This is a genomic window from Patescibacteria group bacterium (genome assembly GCA_030583705.1).
Classification (GTDB): Bacteria; Patescibacteriota; Patescibacteriia; order Patescibacteriales; family Patescibacteriaceae; genus Patescibacterium.
On the sequence record CP129471.1, the window covers coordinates 569,129 to 584,604 of the forward strand.

Below are 15,476 nucleotides of genomic sequence, written 5' to 3' on the forward strand. Positions count from 1 at the left end.
CTAATACGTTACTGTGCTAACCTAACACCACTATGCATAAAGGTATCTTTTTCAATCTAATAGTAATTATAGGTCTAATTCTACTGACCTCTAATAACGGTGCCGTTTCCTCGGCCCAGGCTCAAACCTCAAACACATCAGTTCGTTCTATTGTGTTTCCGGTTTTAGGTTCTTCTTCATATGGAAATGACTTCGGCGATGGGCGTTCCAGTGGACGCACACACGAAGGTAATGATATTTTTGCTCCAAAAATGCGCCCGTTATTGGCGGCTGTAGACGGCACTGTCCAATGGGTGCAATATCCACAACCTGAATGGGGCTATGCCATTTCTTTGCGTGACGCTGATGGTTGGCAATATTGGTATCTTCACGTTAACAACGACACACCCGGTACCGACGACGGACTTGGTGGCGGGCTTTACGCCTATGCGCCTGATGTCATTAACGGGGCTACTGTCAAAGCCGGACAAGTTATCGGTTGGGTGGGAGATAGCGGTAACGCCGAAAGTACATCGCCCCACCTTCATTTTGAAATTCACGCTCCAGATCGTTCGGTGATTAACCCTTATGAAAGTCTAAGAGCAGCTACTAGAGTAACCACACCTGTCCCTGCCCCTATACAATCATATGAAATCGTACCGTATGGAGAATTTAAGGGTGGCGCTTCAATCGCTTCCGGTAATTTCGGTAATGGAGGCACTCTAGTAACAGGCGCTGGACCTGGTGGTGGTCCGCACGTAAAAGTTTTTAATAATGATAAATTAGTGATCGCCGACTTTTTTCCTTATCCTACGGCTTTTAGAGGTGGGGTAAATGTCGCTGCTGGTGATATTGACGGAGATGGTATTGATGAAATAATTACCGGTGCCGGACCGGGCGGTGGTCCACATGTTAGAATCTTAGGTACCAACGGCGAACCACGCGGTAGCTTTATGGCTTATCCCAATGCTTTTCGTGGCGGAGTACGAGTAGCGGTCGCTGATATTGATGGCGATGGTAAGGCGGAAATTATTACTGGTGCAGGACCTGGCGGTGGTCCGCATGTGCGAGTTTTTAAAGCAGACGGCACTCCCCTAACCGGCTTTATGGCATATGACAAAAGTTTTCGTGGCGGTATTGATGTAGCAGTAGTTCCCGCTAGCTCACAATCTCCAGCTAGAATAATTACCTCACCATTAATTGGTGGAGGACCACACATAAGGACTTTTGATATTAACGGTAATCCGGACACTTCATTCTTTGCATATGATCAAGGCTTTCGCGGTGGTGTTAAAATTTCTGTAATTAATACAAGTTCAACTTTTCAATCAGCAGGATCATATCAGATTGTAACTGTGCCAGCCTCCAAAGGCGACCCTCATATCCGTGTCTTTACTCCCCAGGGCATGGAAGTTCGTGAGGCCACGGCTTTTGAATCATGGTGGAGAGGTGGCTATGAAGTAGACGCAGATAAGAATGGCACCATCCGACTTACCTCCAGCGGTCGTCGAGCTTCAGTACGAACGGTGGTTAATCAGAGTTTTAATTTTAATCAAGGAACCCAGGGAACCGAAGGTGGTTGGAGGTACCGAAGATAGTAAACTCATTACCCTACTCTTCAGCTCTGGATTGCACTGATTTATTTACCGAATGAAAACCTAAGAGAACAAAAACTAAAAAGCTACCTATAACTATACCGCTAACATTAAGACCGAGCATACTTGCATAATAAACAAAAGCCGGCCAATCTCCTTGAGCTAACCAAATACCCATTAAACTTAAGGGTGGAACCAAGGTAACGGCCACCGAAACACCAGGTAAAGCCTCAGAAACCTCTCGACGACACCAAGCAAAAGCTCCGGCTGCTCCGGAAGCTATAGCCACCATGGCATATAACAACATAACTTTTTCGCTTCTATCAAAAACAGAGGTTATATTTTCGTTGGAAAAAATCATTGACATAAGACCGCTAACAAGAATAACCATAAGAAATGAAGAGATTATTAAAAGCAGTACCCGCCAAAGAGGCCTAATATGTCCGGTAGCTAACACTAGACCAATTATTAATAAAGGCGTTAAAAGAGGTGCCACTAACATGCCACCAATAGTAATCGCTGAATTATTCAATAAAACACCGGCCGAAACAATAACTGCTGATAGGCCCAATAAAACAAAATAAACCGAAACAGACCTAAGATGAGAAAAAAGCTCATCAACCGTCCTGTAACGATCTCTCCGACTAATAGTTAAAATATCCGGAGACCTTTTATGAAAAAAAGAAAAAAAATTACCTAAAAACATAAAAAACTTATTATTAAACTTATTAAAAAAGATAATTTTATTAAAAAATTATAGCTTTATTAAAACACCATGTACTTATACTTTAATTATAGCAAATAAAAAAAATTAAATAAACAATCTTAAAATTAGTTAACTATTTGGTTAACTAAGAAAAAGTATGTTATAATAAAAATATATAAAATATTTATTTTTAAATAATAAACAATGCAGTACCCTCAAGGTTTAACCGTACGTGAAGCCACTCGCTTGTTGGAAAAATTCGGACCAAACGAAATAAAAGACGTAGCCCCGATTTCTCCCCTGCGTATTCTTTTTAGGCAAATCAGCAAGAACTTTATCGTCTATCTCTTAGCTGGCGCTGCTATTGCCTCTTTTGCTGTTGGTAAAACAACCACCGGCTACATGATTAGCCTTATTATATTAATAATCGTCATTACCGGTTTTCTTCAAGAATTTAAAGCCGAAAAAGCCGTTAAAGCTCTTAAAAAACTAATTATGGCTATGACTATTGTAGTTAGAGATGGCCATGAACAAGAAATACCTTCTGGAGAAATCGTACCAGGAGATATTATTGTTTTACGAACCGGAGAAAAAATACCAGCCGACGCTTTGCTCTTAGAGCAAACCGAACTAAGAGTTAATGAAGCTGTTTTAACTGGTGAATCAATTGATGTTAAAAAAGAAATAGCCGAAAAAGACAATAAAGGCATTGAAAATAAGCATAAGATCTTCATGGGCACTTATATCTCCAATGGTAAGTGTATCGCCAAAGTACTAGAAACCGGCATGCGTACCGAATTCGGTAAAATTGCCGGTCTAATATCTGAAACAGAAAAAGAATTACCTCTCCAAAAAAAGGTTAATAACATTGCCCGGTATATGGTTTTTGTCGCCCTTGGCGCTTCTTTAACCGTTGGCTTGATTATGGTCAGTCGTTCTTTGCCCTTAGGCTCAGAAGCTGTTACTGATATAGTTATTGTTATGATCGCTTTAGCTGTTTCGGCCTTTCCAGAAGCTTTTCCAGTAGTCTTAATGTCTACTCTAGCCCGTGGTGCATATAACATGGCCAAAGAAAACGCCATTGTTAACCGTATGTCCATTATTGAAACTCTGGGTGAGACTACGGTTATTTGTTCAGATAAAACTGGCACTATTACCACCGGAGAAATGACTGTCCAAAAGATTATTTTAAGTCAAGCACAAATTGAAGTAAGTGGGGTAGGGTTTCAAAGTGAGGGAGGTTTTATTTTTAAAAAAAACCAACAAAAGATTCTAGCTGAAAAAGATTTACAGTTGGCTCTTAGGGCTGCGGTAATTTGTAATGATGCTTCATTAAAAAGAGTTGGTGAAAACCAAGAGTACAGGATTATTGGTACGCCTACCGAAGGCTCTTTATTGATTGCCGGCGCTAAAGCTGAGATTTTCCAAAATGATTTACCAGATAAACGTCTATCTGAAATACCTTTTAACTCGGAAAGAAAAATGATGTCCGTCACAGTAGAAGAAGAAGGAAAGACTATAATTTACGCCAAAGGAGCCCCGGAAGCGCTTTATGAACAATGCGATAGATATCTAGACAACGGAGAAGTTAAGCCCTTTAATCGCCAAGCGCAAAACACTTTTAAACGCCTAGCGGCGCGACTAACCGCTAAACGCTACCGAGTAATAGCCGTGGCTTATTCCCCTACTTTAATGAAAATAAAAAATAAAAAAACTAAACAGGAATGTTTAGTTGAGGATAATAAACTTATTTTAGTCGGACTTTTTGCCTTAGAGGATCCACCTAGAGAAAATGTAGCCAAAGCCCTTGAACAATGTCGTCAAGCCGGTATTAAAGTGAAGATGATTACTGGTGATAATCCGGAGACCGCCAAAGCCATTGGCCAAGAAATAGGTTTGATCGGAGAGATCATGACTGGTGCTGAAATTGATAAACTAACCGACGCTGCCCTAATTAAAGCGGTAAAAAAGATCGCTATCTTTGCCCGTGTTAGACCTGAACATAAACTAAGGATAGTTAAAGCTCTTAAAAAGAATAAAGAAATAGTTACCATGACCGGCGATGGTGTTAATGATGCACCGGCTCTAAAAGAGGCACATATTGGGGTAGCGATGGGTAAAAACGGTACTGACGTTTCGCGTGCCGTGGCTGATTTGGTATTAAAAGACGATAACTTTGAAACCATTGTCTCGGCCATTAAAACCGGCAGGACTATCTACAGTAATATCCAGAAGTTTATCACCTTACAAATTTCTCTTAATTACGGAGAGATTATGATAATCATTCTAGCTATCGCCCTAGGGCTACCACTGCCTTTAATAGCTCTACAAATCCTTTTCATGAATATGATAACCGACAATCTCTCGGCTATCTCCTTAGGCTTTAATCCAGCCTCAAAAGACGCTATGGACAAACCCCCTAGACGCAATGCCAGTCTTTTAAACAAGAGCTTAATTAAACTGATCTTTATCGCCGGTACAACTATTGGGGGTATAGCTTTAGCTGTTTTCTATATTACCCTAAACATAACAGATGACTTAAATACGGCCAGAACCACCACTATGGTAGCTTTAATCTTTTTGGAAATTGCCAATGCCTTTAACTTCCGTTCCTTTAGGCAACCAGTACACCGAGCCAGTCTTTTCCGTAATCCATATTTAGTCTATGCTTCCCTCTTCTCAATTACCACTACCTTAATATTGGTTAATACACCTTTTGGTAAAGTCTTTGAACTAATACCACTTACCTGGCCGATCTGGTTAACCTTAGCCGGTATAGCCCTAATAATTATTATACTTTTTGATACCATGAAACTAACTAGTCACAAAAAGGAAGGGTTGGCTTTAAATTAAAATACAAATAAAAAACGCAGATTCTTTATGATTTTTAAAAATCATCATAAAGAATTCTGCGTAAAGATAGAACTACATTTTTACCGCAAGCGCAACGTTAATTTTGACATTAGCGGCATTACAAACGGCATATAAACTTTTTAATTTTTTTTCTCCATCAGAGATAGTCTCATTTAAAAATAGAGAATAAACTCTGTTAGAAATTTCGGAAGGATCGATACCGGTTTTATTACAAATATCCAGTATTGTTGAAAACTTTTTGAATAAATCATCGTTTCCCCTGCTGATACTAAAAGCTAGATTATTAATTAATATATCTTTTAAAGAAACAGGATTCAACATCGTCTTTTCTTTATTTGCGGGATGATAAGCCGACATATTGGAAGATTGGAAACCAATCTCTTTTAAATCATCCTCAAGACATTTAAAGTGGGTATAACTACAACTATCTACTTGCAACTCAAAGCCGTTGCAGAAAACCTTTTCTTTACATATAGTACATGAGTTCTTTGCCATTTCCGCTTCAACGGACTTTTTATAATCTCTTAGCTTATAAAACTTTTGGTGATCAATGTAAGGTTTTGAAGTGACTACTGCGACCTGAGAATTCTTGAGCTTGAAATTAAATCTCTCGGCTGCTGCTAAAAGCTGCCGAACATGACATATCTCAATATTTGTCATATTGACCGATTTTTTTATAATTTCCATATTAGCACCAATGGGTTTAATATTAGAAAAATTATCAGCCAAAGCTAAGTAATCCATGATAACTTTAGAAACTTCCTTTTCTTTCGAAAAAAGAAACATGCCAAAGTTCTTTGACATTGCCATGTAGAGACCAAACTTATTCTTTAAGAAATTAAGAAAATAATTCCTTGTATCCTGGTCCTCCACATACAACATATTAAATCCAAAACTATGTCTTTCAAAAATTCTGTTCTTTAAGAACCCATAGAACGGTAAATAAGAAGCGCCCTCTTTAGCAAAAAGACCTAAGGGCTTCCCTTCACAATTATTTTTCAATATGGCTGTAGCAATACTTACTAGGAACAATTTTTCAAAGACTTTTTTATCTTCTTTAAAAAATTCCTTAACAACCTCTTGAAAGAAGAGTCTTTGTCCCGGTACACAATCATTTAAACAATTAACTAATTTAAAACGGTCCATGTAATAAAAATTGGCAAGACCGTTTAAACTTACTCCATTTAAATTATTTACTCCCTTTAAATTACTTACTTCCCTTGAAACATTTGAATGGTGTTTCATTTTTTCTCCTTGTTTATTTAATTTTTTAAGACCATAAAGATCATTTAATCACTTTTAAAAAATTTTGTCAAGTAAAAAAGACCCTTATTTTAAGGGTCTTTATGTATACACTTTCAACTAACAATCTCTTAATTCTGGCGACTGAGCAAGAAGTTGGGATTTAAAAGAACTAAAATCTTTAAGAAGAGAGCCTTCTTTAGCTGCCCCAACAGCGTGGCAGTTTCTGAAAGCCAAATTAATTTCATATTTATTCTCAAATGATTGCCTAATAGCGTCAGAGGCCATAATTCTAAGAATTTGACCTCTAAGATTATCGGAAATACTTGGAGGATTAAAAACTTCAAGCTTGCCAGTTTTAGAGGCTTTCTTACACAAAGAGACTATGGTCTCTCCGCCTTCAGGCAAAGAGTTGCAAACTTCCTTAACAATCATTTCTGGGGTAACTTCAAGCTCCCCATTTTTAACGGCTTCCACCGTTGATTTTTCAAAGTTCAATGACATTTTTTTATTTTTAAAATTTTTAAAATTTTTTTATCTGTTGAAATTTTCCCATTCAACCGTCGATTATCTTTTAATAACCGGCGGTCATACGCGAAACTTCTTGAGTTAAATCAAATTCCGGATCAATTTGTTCGGTTAAATCTTTACCCAAAGAATCATTAGCCCAGCTTAAACAATTTTTTTGATGAAAATAAATACTTTGTTTATAAAAAAGCTCCCAATCTTTAACCCTTTCATCAAGCTTGTCTTTTATAACTTCTAAAACCTCTTGATTATCTTTTTCCAATTCATTGATTTTAATAGCTTCTCCTCTTTCCATTTTTTTAACCATTATTGAGCGAGGGAAAAAAGCCAAAATATTATCAATGTTTTTTTCCGCAAAAAGCCGGTCTTCTGAATCTTCAACCTTATTAACTACCACTGCCAAAGGAACATTGTAAAGATGTGCGTATTTTTCATACTGACGATAAACCGCCAAAGATTGTTCTGTTGATTCAGCTATAAAAACCGTTAAATCAAACTTAGTAAAAAGACCTGAAGCAAAAGCATCTGCGCCAGCTGTCATATCAACGATAATATATTCATCTTGATTATCAATAAAATGATTTAAAATTATTTCCACTAAGCCAGTTTTGGAATGATAACACTTAACTCCTATATCATCATCTTCAAAATCACCAGTATCCGCAAAATAAAGGCTGCCTGATTTTACAGTAAAATTATTTAAAAAACCAAAATCTTTTTTAAAAGAAATTAATTGTGAACCTCTCCCTGGTGGAGTGGTTTTAATCATCAGATCAGACGATTTAATAAAGAGATTTTCTCCTCTGAAGAAATTCTTTAGCTCTTCGGCTCGTTCAAATAAAGGCTGGGAAACTTGTTCTTCTAGTCTCAGTAATTTCCCCAACTGCTGATTAATATCAGCGTCAATGACCAAAACCGGTAAAGACTTAGAAGATAAAAATTTAGCAAAAAGATAAGAAAAAGTTGTCTTGCCAGACCCACCCTTACCAACAAAAGCAATTCTCATATAATATTAAAAAATTAATACTTATATAATACGCAACTAAGTTGTCTATATTTTAAGCATGTTTACAGGCCCTCTTATCTAATAAAAGGACCTATAAACCTTAATAAATAACGCTAATTAATGTCCGTATTCAAAAATCTCCAGATGACCGAAAATTAAGAATAAACCGATCATCACCGCTGCCCCAATTACCAAATAAAGGGTCTTAAAGGCTTTCTCCTGTGAAGGGTTAAGTCCTTCGCTAGTTACTCTTAGGTAAACTTCTTTAAGCAACAAGAAGCTAACATATGTTAAGGAGCCGGCTGCTAAAGCTCCCCCAGCTTGAACCACTTCTTCGGAGAATTGTAAAAGAGTGGTTAAGAAGCCGGCTATAATAATTGTTCCAAAGGTATAGATAATCTTTACCCAAGCAATTTTTCTACTATCTCCCTGTCGACGTAGAAATTGGTAACCAATGACTTTATGAATAACATCATGCAGCATAATACCCAAAGCTACTAAAAGTCCGAACTCCCAACTTACCATAATCGCCAAACCAATAATAAAACCATCGGTAATGTTATGAATATGCAAAAAGGTTAGGAACTGATTACCCAAACCCTTAACCGGAGTTAAAAACTTATGCAAAAGATACTGAAAGACAATACCAAAGATAATGAAAAGAATAATCATCATTAAAGAGATTTCTCTTTCTTCAAAGATCTCAGGCACAGTATGAAAAAGCAAATTAGCCACCACCATACCCACTAAGAAGGACATAAGGTAACGCCAATTATTTTTAGGTGTTGTTTCCATAGGATTAAATAAAATTAAAAGTTAAAGTTATTAATTAATAATAAATGAATAATAATTAAGCGCACGACTTCTGGCATAATCTACATAAACCGAAAAACTCCAGACTGTGCTTTTCTATAACAAAATTAGTTTCTTTCATAATCTTTTTTTCTAAAAGACAAACATCTCCTTCAGCGTAAACATCTTCAACAATTTTACAAGAACGACAAACCAAGTGATGGTGATGCGGCAGCCCGGCAATCTCGTAATATGTTTTATCATCATCAAAATAAATATCAACGATAACGCCTTGCTTTAGTAAAAAATTAAGCTCACGGTACACGGTAGTCTTATTAACCTCAATTCCCTTTTTTTTCAAATAAACCAAGAGTTCAACCGCATCAATGGGCTTTTTAAGTTTATTTAAATAACCGATCAGCTCTTGTCTGACCTTGGTTTTTTTATAACCACGCTCGCTTAACTCATGGATAATCTCAGCACTGGATTTATTATTAGTTACTGTCATATTGACTTATTAACACCTTACTTAAATTATCTAACCAGTATAAGCAACTTAGTTGCGTTTGTCAATAGATAGTTTTAAAGCTTATATTGAATAAAAAGAATACGCCAACCGGGTGGCGTATTTAAGTTAAAAATATACAAGATTAATTTATGTAATTAATCTTTAAAACAAAAATTAGAAGATAAATGTCTTTTAGAGTTAGAGATATAATGTAATATATATTTAATCAATTAAACCAAGTGTATATATACTCTCTTGCTCTTCTGTTGTCACTACCCTTTGATATATACGAAACTCACTAATATGTCCGTTAAACATATATGTTGTGCTATGCCCCCAACCAATTCTAATAGGATTAGCGGATGATTGAAAAGGAGTTGTTCTATTTGCCTCTAATACCTGCACTCCATTAACATATAATCTTTGTTTACCTTCAGCTTGGCTGTATGTATAACCAATCAGCATCCATTCATTTGTATTAATGACACTGCCTGAAGTATTAGTTCCTCCAATACTGGAATTCTGTAAGTAGAGAGGTCTAGAACTTCCCGCACCATTAACCATAATGCGACCTGGATCATGACCGTTTCCATTCCAAAATATTCCCGAATAACCTCCAGAATGATTCCCATTCCATTTTATCCAAGCTAAAATTGAAACCTCAGTTAACCCACCCATAGGAATTAAACCAACATTAACACTTTCACTAACATTTCCTGAGAACAATAAAGAGTGCCCATTCCCCGAAGGAGTGTCGGTTGACCAGAGTGACTGAGTATCAATATTAATAGTTCCATGACGTTCATTGCCACTCGTGTCAAAAGCTGTACTACCACTCCCTTCATTAAACTGCCACCAACCAATTAAACCAGAGTTGCCTATGCCTCCTTGGGGGCTAGCTGTATGTATACCGGCTTTAAGAGAACCAATATCTGAGCCCAAACAAAAACCAATAGCGTATGATGCACCATTTAGATTAACAACATATGAATATTCACTATCCGGACAATCCCCATCAGTTCTTGGGGTTGGGTTATTGGGTACTTTACTCATATATACTACTCCACCTTGTTCTAGGGGTTGTCCTGGGGTAATAGAAGCGGGATATGAGTTATTATCTGCAAAATATAACTCTAGAGCATTAGCCATAGCTTTTAGATCATTTAGTCTTTTAGCGTCTCTGGCACTAGTTCTAGAGTTACCTAGGGCTACTACTACTAGAGTAGATAATATACCTATAATAGCTATAACCACTAATAATTCTATTAGGGTGAAGGCTTTATGAGTCTGATTTATAGATTTTTTATAACTCAAATAAGTCATGTAATGACATCTTATAATAATATCATTATTATAGCATTTATAATGCTAGCTCGCAATAAAAAAGTGGTTGACTTTAAGAAAATATCGAAATTATAGGTAGGATGACATAAGAATAAACACCTCAACTAGTTGAGGTGTTTGATTGCTCAGTAAAATAAAGGCTTAAAATGACTAGGCCTCAATAAAATTAACAGTAAAAGAATACATACCGCCCATAGTACACATACCAACCAAACTATCTCCGGCTTTTTGTACCGGTATCTCAATTTCCGTTAAACCAGTGGCTGGTAACTGTTGGCGGTAATTAATGGAAGGAATAGTAAAAGCAGCGGAACAGTCATAGGTTGAATTGGTTTCTATTTCCAGCCTTGTTGGCATACCGGCTTTGGCAACAATCTTTTTCGGAGTGTAACCTACCTTGGCTAAAACCCTAATAACCTGCTCACCGTTTTCTTCGCTCACAACCTCGGAAATTGCCTGCTCTCCTCCAAAAGAATATACTTTACCCTCTTGGGACGATCTACTTGAAAAAAACCAAACAGCCAAAACCGCTACTGCCGCTACAATGATCAAAGTCTTATTATTCATATTTTTTAATTGTAATAAATTTAAAATAAAGTAAGTGGTTTAATTATACCAAAAACCGCCAAAATACCCAAGAGGGCATATAAACCAAGCCCCACTACCACAATACCCGAAGTCTTAAAGAATAACGAACCATATTTACTTGAGGCTAAAGAAAAAGATGCAAAAGACAGAGTAGATAGAACTGGTAGGGTACCAAGGGCGAACAAACCCATAATTAAAGCGCCTTGCAAAGGTGAAGAGCTGGCTAGGGCCAAAATCTGCATGGATTGGGTAAAACCACAAGGCAAGAAAAAGGTACCAGCTCCAACAATAAAGGGCGAAAAAGATCCAGAGCTTCTTTTGGTAATGGAACGAAAAATCTTATCAGGCAAAGTCATAAAGCGATGATGACCTGAACCCTTAAAGACTTCTAATAGATTAAGCCCAACAATAATCATTACCAAAGCCGCTAACATACCCAAAAAAGAGGTTACCTCATGACTAACGGAAAAAGCTTCTCCCACCAAACCAAGTAGAGCTCCTAAAACAATAAAGGACAAAAGTCGCCCAATATGAAACATAAAAGCAGATTGTTTTTTAGCCCCAACTTTAGCGGCGTTAGCGGATAAAGATAAAACCAAACCTCCCACTACTGCCAGACAACTAGATAAAGAGGCAATTAAGCCAAGCAGGAAGGCGGTAGATAGATTAAAAGACTCACCAGTAGAAAAATCTAGAATCCCTGAACGCTGAAAAATAACAAAACCAAATAAAATAAAACAACCTAAAAGAAAAGCTTGGAGTAGAGTTGTTTGTTTTCTTTTCCGCGCTTCTACTGTTATATTCTCTTCTATCTTACTTCCTTCTTCTCCCCTTCCTTCTTCTCCCCTTCCTTCTTCTCTTTCTCTTCCTTCTTCTCCTTCTTCTTGTGAGTAAAGACTATAACCATGAACTTTTAATTGACCCTGCCAATCTTCCAAGAGATCTTTTTGTTCACGACTAAAGTCTCCTTCCACATGTAGTAAATTAGTTTTTAAACTAACTTCAGCTTTAATGGTTTCTTTATCTTCTCCAATAATATCTTCAATTATTAGACGGCAAGCGGCACAATGCATGCCTTGTATTTTAAAACTATGTTTTTGCATATTGTTGATTAAATAATAATACCATAACTGTCTTAAGAATTAAACATTTTTTTTGCGATAAACCATCCTTAGAGAATTACCAACCACCAAAACACTGGAAGCGGCCATAGCTCCACCGGCTAAAGCTGGATTAAGTATAATTCCGAGAAACGGATAAAGAATCCCGGCAGCTATTGGAATACCGGCCGTATTGAACAAAAATGCCCAAAAAAGATTTTGTCTAATTGTTCTTTTGGTTTGTTTAGATAGAGCAATAGCCTCAGATAGTTTACCAAGATCTCCATGAAGAATGGTCAGATCGGCTGTAAAGATAGCGGTGTCTGTACCGGTAGACATAGCAATACCCACATCAGCCGCCGCCAAAGCCGGAGCATCGTTAACTCCATCACCCGCCATGGCCACTAAACCTTCTTTCTTATCTTTAAGACTATTAATTAACACTTGCTTATCTTCCGGCAAAAGCCCTGCCTGATAATTATCTAGACCAATTTCTTTGGCCACCCAGGCCGCTGTTGATTCTCTATCTCCTGTAGCAAGGAATAACTCTATCCCCTGTGCTTGCAAGGAAGCTACCGCCTCTTTAGCTGAGTCTTTTATCTTATCACCAATCATAAAGTAGGCCAAAATATTTTTCTCATCAGATAATATTACCGGAGTTTGGGTAAGATAAGTATCATTATTAATAATCTCTTCTTGAGGTTTTAAATTAATTTGTTCTTCTATAAAAAGCGGACTACCGATCAAATATCTAGAATCTTCTATATAAGCTTCCGCTCCCTTACCTCGGTGAATAGTAAAATCTTTTAAAGCTAAATTATCTGGAGCACCTTTTTCCTCTCCATATTGCATAATCGCCCGCGCTAGAGGATGCCCAGCTGAAGCTTCCAGGGAAGAGGCTAAGGAAAGAATACGTGAATCACTTAAAGTTGAAACATTGATAAAATTCATTACCTCAGGCCGCCCAACAGTTAGGGTGCCAGTTTTGTCAAAAACTATTTTCTTTACTGCCGAAAGCTTTTCTAAAGCCTCAGCGTTTTTAATTAAAATTCCCCGCCCAGCTCCTCGTCCTACTCCAACCACCATAGCCGTTGGAGTGGCTAAACCTAAAGCACAAGGACAAGCAATAACCAAGACCCCGACAAAACAAGCCAGACCTAAAGCTAAGGCAGATGAAAAATCCATAAAGCGCGGACCAATTAATAACCAAGCGGCTAAGGATAACAAAGCAATCACCACTACAATAGGCACAAAGACCGCAGAAATCTTATCCACCAATTTTTGAATCGGTGCCCGACTGTTCTGGGCTTTTGTTACTAAAGAAATAACCTGGGCTAAAAAGCCGGCTTGCCCAAGAGCTGAGGTTTTAATTATTAAACGACCGTCTTGATTAATTGTTCCGCCTACCACCTTTTCTCCCTCCTTTTTCTCCACTGGCATAGCCTCCCCAGTAATCATCGCCTCATCCACAAAGGATTGACCTTCTAAAACAACTCCGTCTAAAGGTATTTTTTCTCCAGCCGAAACTACTATTATTTCCCCTATTACAACCTCAGACAAAGGCAAAGTCATTGTTTTTCCATCGCGTTGTACCGTAGCTTCTTTGGCTTGAAGAGAAATTAAAGAGCGTAAAGCCAAGCCGGTTTTGGCTTTAGCCCGACGTTCAAGATAGGCTCCAAGAGTTACAAAACCAATTACCACAATGGTAACATCATAATACATAACCTCAACGTCTAAATAGGGTGCCAGACTACTTTTAAAAGCGCTTAAGATAAAACTGTATAAAAAAGCGGCCGTAGTACCAAGACCGATCAAGGAGGTCATATCCGCTCGCCCATGACGCAAAAAACGCCATAGACCGGCCAAATAAGGCAGACCTATAACAAATAACATATAAAAGGCCAAAATAGGCATGAGGTGATGAATAAAGCCCTTTAAAGGATCCTCAGGCATAGCCCAGAGTCCATAAGAGGCTCCAATCTCCCAAGCCATAACCACTATACTGATAACGATAATCGGCCAAGAGATCATTACTTTTTTTCTTAAATCAAGTAATTCTTTATCAGCCTCATCTTTATCAGCCTCATCTTTATCCTTAGAAGAGTTATCTTCACTACCACCTTCTTTAACTAAAGAATAGCCCAAGTCTTTAAGATTAGCATTAAGTTTCTCATACCCAACCTCGCCTTTAATCGTCATACTTTCAGTAGCATAAGAGACTTCAACCTCATTAACTCCGGGAAGTTTTTTTAACGATCGCTCAATTAAAGAAGAACAAGAAGCACAGTGCATGCCTTTTACTTGGTAGCTTTTTGAATCGTTCATATAATTAATTTAGTTAGTTTAAAAATAGTAAAGAGAATTAAACAGAGAGATTATAAATCTTTAAAAGCTCTTTAACGGTCTGCTCTTTGTTCTCTTTTAACTTCATAGCTAAACAACCATCCAAGTGTCCGGCTAAAAGTTCCTTTTTTAAAGACTTAATCAAACCGCCAACACTGTCCGCTTGTTGGATAATGGCAGGACAGTACTCACCATCTTCAATCATAGCGGCCACTTTGGCCATAGTGCCTTGGGCTTGCTTAGCCAAAAGCAAAGCTTTTTTACCATGAGTTACTTTTTTCATAAAAAATCTTTAAAGACCTTAAGCTGGTCTATACCTATAGTATAGGCTATAGGTTAAAATTAAGCAAGAGAAAAGCCGCCTTTGTAAAAGCGGCTTTAAAATTTTAAGACTCAGAGGGTTTTTTAATTTTGAATATTAAAGATCTAGATAAATTTTATTTTTTAAAAAATCCATCAGATCATAAGCTTTCCCGAATTGGGGAAATCTTATATTAAGAATTAAAGATAGAAAAATAACATTTTTATCTTTAAGTTCTGTAAAGTCTGCAGTAAAATCATGACCCTTGTTTAATTCTCCGGCTAAGACCAAAATTACATCATATTGATCATAATCAGAAGAATCAATTTCTTGCTCCTCTTCTTTCATCTCAATCTTAACATGATAGCTGTTTTTTACTGTGATTAGATGTTGTAAAATATCATCTATTTTGTTTTGTCTAAAATGCTGGTTAGTAATAATCAGCACCTTTTTTTCTTTTTCTTTTCTCTCTTTCTTTTGTGTTTTTTCACCTTCCATTTTCTTTTTTATATTTTTTAAATTTTTAATTTGCTCTTAAATAGAAACATAAATAAAGAAAAAAGGCAATAG

14 protein-coding genes are annotated in these 15,476 nt (G+C 37.1%); 2 read left to right on the top strand and 12 right to left on the bottom strand.

What is annotated here, in order from left to right; translation table 11 throughout:
- Positions 1 to 32 precede the first annotated feature (32 nt).
- Positions 33 to 1,577 carry a peptidoglycan DD-metalloendopeptidase family protein gene (locus tag QY321_02780; protein ID WKZ24516.1) on the top strand — a complete coding sequence of 515 codons (1,545 nt, stop codon included), beginning with the start codon at positions 33 to 35 and terminating at the stop codon, positions 1,575 to 1,577.
- Positions 1,578 to 1,590: 13 nt separating this feature from the next.
- On the opposite strand, the gene QY321_02785 is transcribed toward QY321_02780, so the two are convergent.
- On the bottom strand, positions 1,591 to 2,280 hold the full coding sequence (locus tag QY321_02785) for a DUF389 domain-containing protein (protein ID WKZ24517.1): 690 nt from the start codon (positions 2,278 to 2,280) through the stop codon (positions 1,591 to 1,593).
- A gap of 204 nt (positions 2,281 to 2,484) precedes the next feature.
- Here QY321_02785 and QY321_02790 point away from each other — a divergent pair, with 204 nt between their 5' ends.
- Complete coding sequence (locus tag QY321_02790; protein ID WKZ24518.1) at positions 2,485 to 5,133, top strand: cation-transporting P-type ATPase; 2,649 nt, start codon at positions 2,485 to 2,487, stop codon at positions 5,131 to 5,133.
- A gap of 72 nt (positions 5,134 to 5,205) precedes the next feature.
- On the opposite strand, the gene QY321_02795 is transcribed toward QY321_02790, so the two are convergent.
- The 11 genes from QY321_02795 to QY321_02845 all read right to left on the bottom strand — a co-directional run bounded on the left by QY321_02795 (position 5,206) and on the right by QY321_02845 (position 15,404).
- Positions 5,206 to 6,399: a hypothetical protein gene (locus QY321_02795; protein WKZ24519.1), complete on the bottom strand. Its 1,194-nt coding sequence runs from the start codon at positions 6,397 to 6,399 to the stop codon at positions 5,206 to 5,208.
- 117 nt (positions 6,400 to 6,516) lie between these two features.
- Entirely contained in the window at positions 6,517 to 6,900 is a 384-nt protein-coding gene (locus QY321_02800) for an SCO5389 family protein (protein WKZ24520.1), read from the bottom strand.
- Between the two features lie 70 nt (positions 6,901 to 6,970).
- Positions 6,971 to 7,930 carry an AAA family ATPase gene (locus QY321_02805; GenBank protein ID WKZ24521.1) on the bottom strand — a complete coding sequence of 320 codons (960 nt, stop codon included), beginning with the start codon at positions 7,928 to 7,930 and terminating at the stop codon, positions 6,971 to 6,973.
- A gap of 117 nt (positions 7,931 to 8,047) precedes the next feature.
- A complete protein-coding gene (locus QY321_02810; GenBank protein WKZ24522.1) occupies positions 8,048 to 8,725 on the bottom strand; it encodes a ZIP family metal transporter in 678 nt (225 codons plus the stop codon).
- Positions 8,726 to 8,780: 55 nt separating this feature from the next.
- Positions 8,781 to 9,230, bottom strand: a complete 450-nt coding sequence (locus tag QY321_02815) for a transcriptional repressor (GenBank protein WKZ24523.1) — start codon at positions 9,228 to 9,230, stop codon at positions 8,781 to 8,783.
- A gap of 222 nt (positions 9,231 to 9,452) precedes the next feature.
- Entirely contained in the window at positions 9,453 to 10,544 is a 1,092-nt protein-coding gene (locus tag QY321_02820) for a prepilin-type N-terminal cleavage/methylation domain-containing protein (protein ID WKZ24524.1), read from the bottom strand.
- 180 nt (positions 10,545 to 10,724) lie between these two features.
- A complete protein-coding gene (locus QY321_02825; GenBank protein WKZ24525.1) occupies positions 10,725 to 11,141 on the bottom strand; it encodes a cupredoxin domain-containing protein in 417 nt (138 codons plus the stop codon).
- Positions 11,142 to 11,161: 20 nt separating this feature from the next.
- Positions 11,162 to 12,265 (bottom strand): sulfite exporter TauE/SafE family protein, encoded by a 1,104-nt coding sequence (locus tag QY321_02830; GenBank protein WKZ24526.1) that lies wholly within the window; start codon positions 12,263 to 12,265, stop codon positions 11,162 to 11,164.
- A gap of 39 nt (positions 12,266 to 12,304) precedes the next feature.
- A complete protein-coding gene (locus tag QY321_02835) occupies positions 12,305 to 14,587 on the bottom strand; it encodes a heavy metal translocating P-type ATPase (GenBank protein WKZ24527.1) in 2,283 nt (760 codons plus the stop codon).
- A 37-nt stretch (positions 14,588 to 14,624) separates the two neighbouring features.
- Positions 14,625 to 14,888 (bottom strand): metal-sensitive transcriptional regulator, encoded by a 264-nt coding sequence (locus tag QY321_02840; protein WKZ24528.1) that lies wholly within the window; start codon positions 14,886 to 14,888, stop codon positions 14,625 to 14,627.
- A gap of 135 nt (positions 14,889 to 15,023) precedes the next feature.
- The gene (locus tag QY321_02845) at positions 15,024 to 15,404 is read right to left on the bottom strand and encodes a hypothetical protein (protein WKZ24529.1); all 381 of its coding nucleotides are present in this window, start codon (positions 15,402 to 15,404) and stop codon (positions 15,024 to 15,026) included.
- Between the last annotated feature and the right edge of the window lie 72 nt (positions 15,405 to 15,476).

What these genes read in the sequence shown, in the direction of transcription:
- QY321_02780 (WKZ24516.1), top strand. Translation starts at nt 33, where the DNA reads ATGCATAAAGGTATCTTTTTCAATCTAATAGTAATTATAGGTCTAATT.
- QY321_02785 (WKZ24517.1), bottom strand. Translation starts at nt 2,280, where the DNA reads ATGTTTTTAGGTAATTTTTTTTCTTTTTTTCATAAAAGGTCTCCGGAT.
- QY321_02790 (WKZ24518.1), top strand. Translation starts at nt 2,485, where the DNA reads ATGCAGTACCCTCAAGGTTTAACCGTACGTGAAGCCACTCGCTTGTTG.
- QY321_02795 (WKZ24519.1), bottom strand. Translation starts at nt 6,399, where the DNA reads ATGAAACACCATTCAAATGTTTCAAGGGAAGTAAGTAATTTAAAGGGA.
- QY321_02800 (WKZ24520.1), bottom strand. Translation starts at nt 6,900, where the DNA reads ATGTCATTGAACTTTGAAAAATCAACGGTGGAAGCCGTTAAAAATGGG.
- QY321_02805 (WKZ24521.1), bottom strand. Translation starts at nt 7,930, where the DNA reads ATGAGAATTGCTTTTGTTGGTAAGGGTGGGTCTGGCAAGACAACTTTT.
- QY321_02810 (WKZ24522.1), bottom strand. Translation starts at nt 8,725, where the DNA reads ATGGAAACAACACCTAAAAATAATTGGCGTTACCTTATGTCCTTCTTA.
- QY321_02815 (WKZ24523.1), bottom strand. Translation starts at nt 9,230, where the DNA reads ATGACAGTAACTAATAATAAATCCAGTGCTGAGATTATCCATGAGTTA.
- QY321_02825 (WKZ24525.1), bottom strand. Translation starts at nt 11,141, where the DNA reads ATGAATAATAAGACTTTGATCATTGTAGCGGCAGTAGCGGTTTTGGCT.
- QY321_02830 (WKZ24526.1), bottom strand. Translation starts at nt 12,265, where the DNA reads ATGCAAAAACATAGTTTTAAAATACAAGGCATGCATTGTGCCGCTTGC.
- QY321_02835 (WKZ24527.1), bottom strand. Translation starts at nt 14,587, where the DNA reads ATGAACGATTCAAAAAGCTACCAAGTAAAAGGCATGCACTGTGCTTCT.
- QY321_02840 (WKZ24528.1), bottom strand. Translation starts at nt 14,888, where the DNA reads ATGAAAAAAGTAACTCATGGTAAAAAAGCTTTGCTTTTGGCTAAGCAA.
- QY321_02845 (WKZ24529.1), bottom strand. Translation starts at nt 15,404, where the DNA reads ATGGAAGGTGAAAAAACACAAAAGAAAGAGAGAAAAGAAAAAGAAAAA.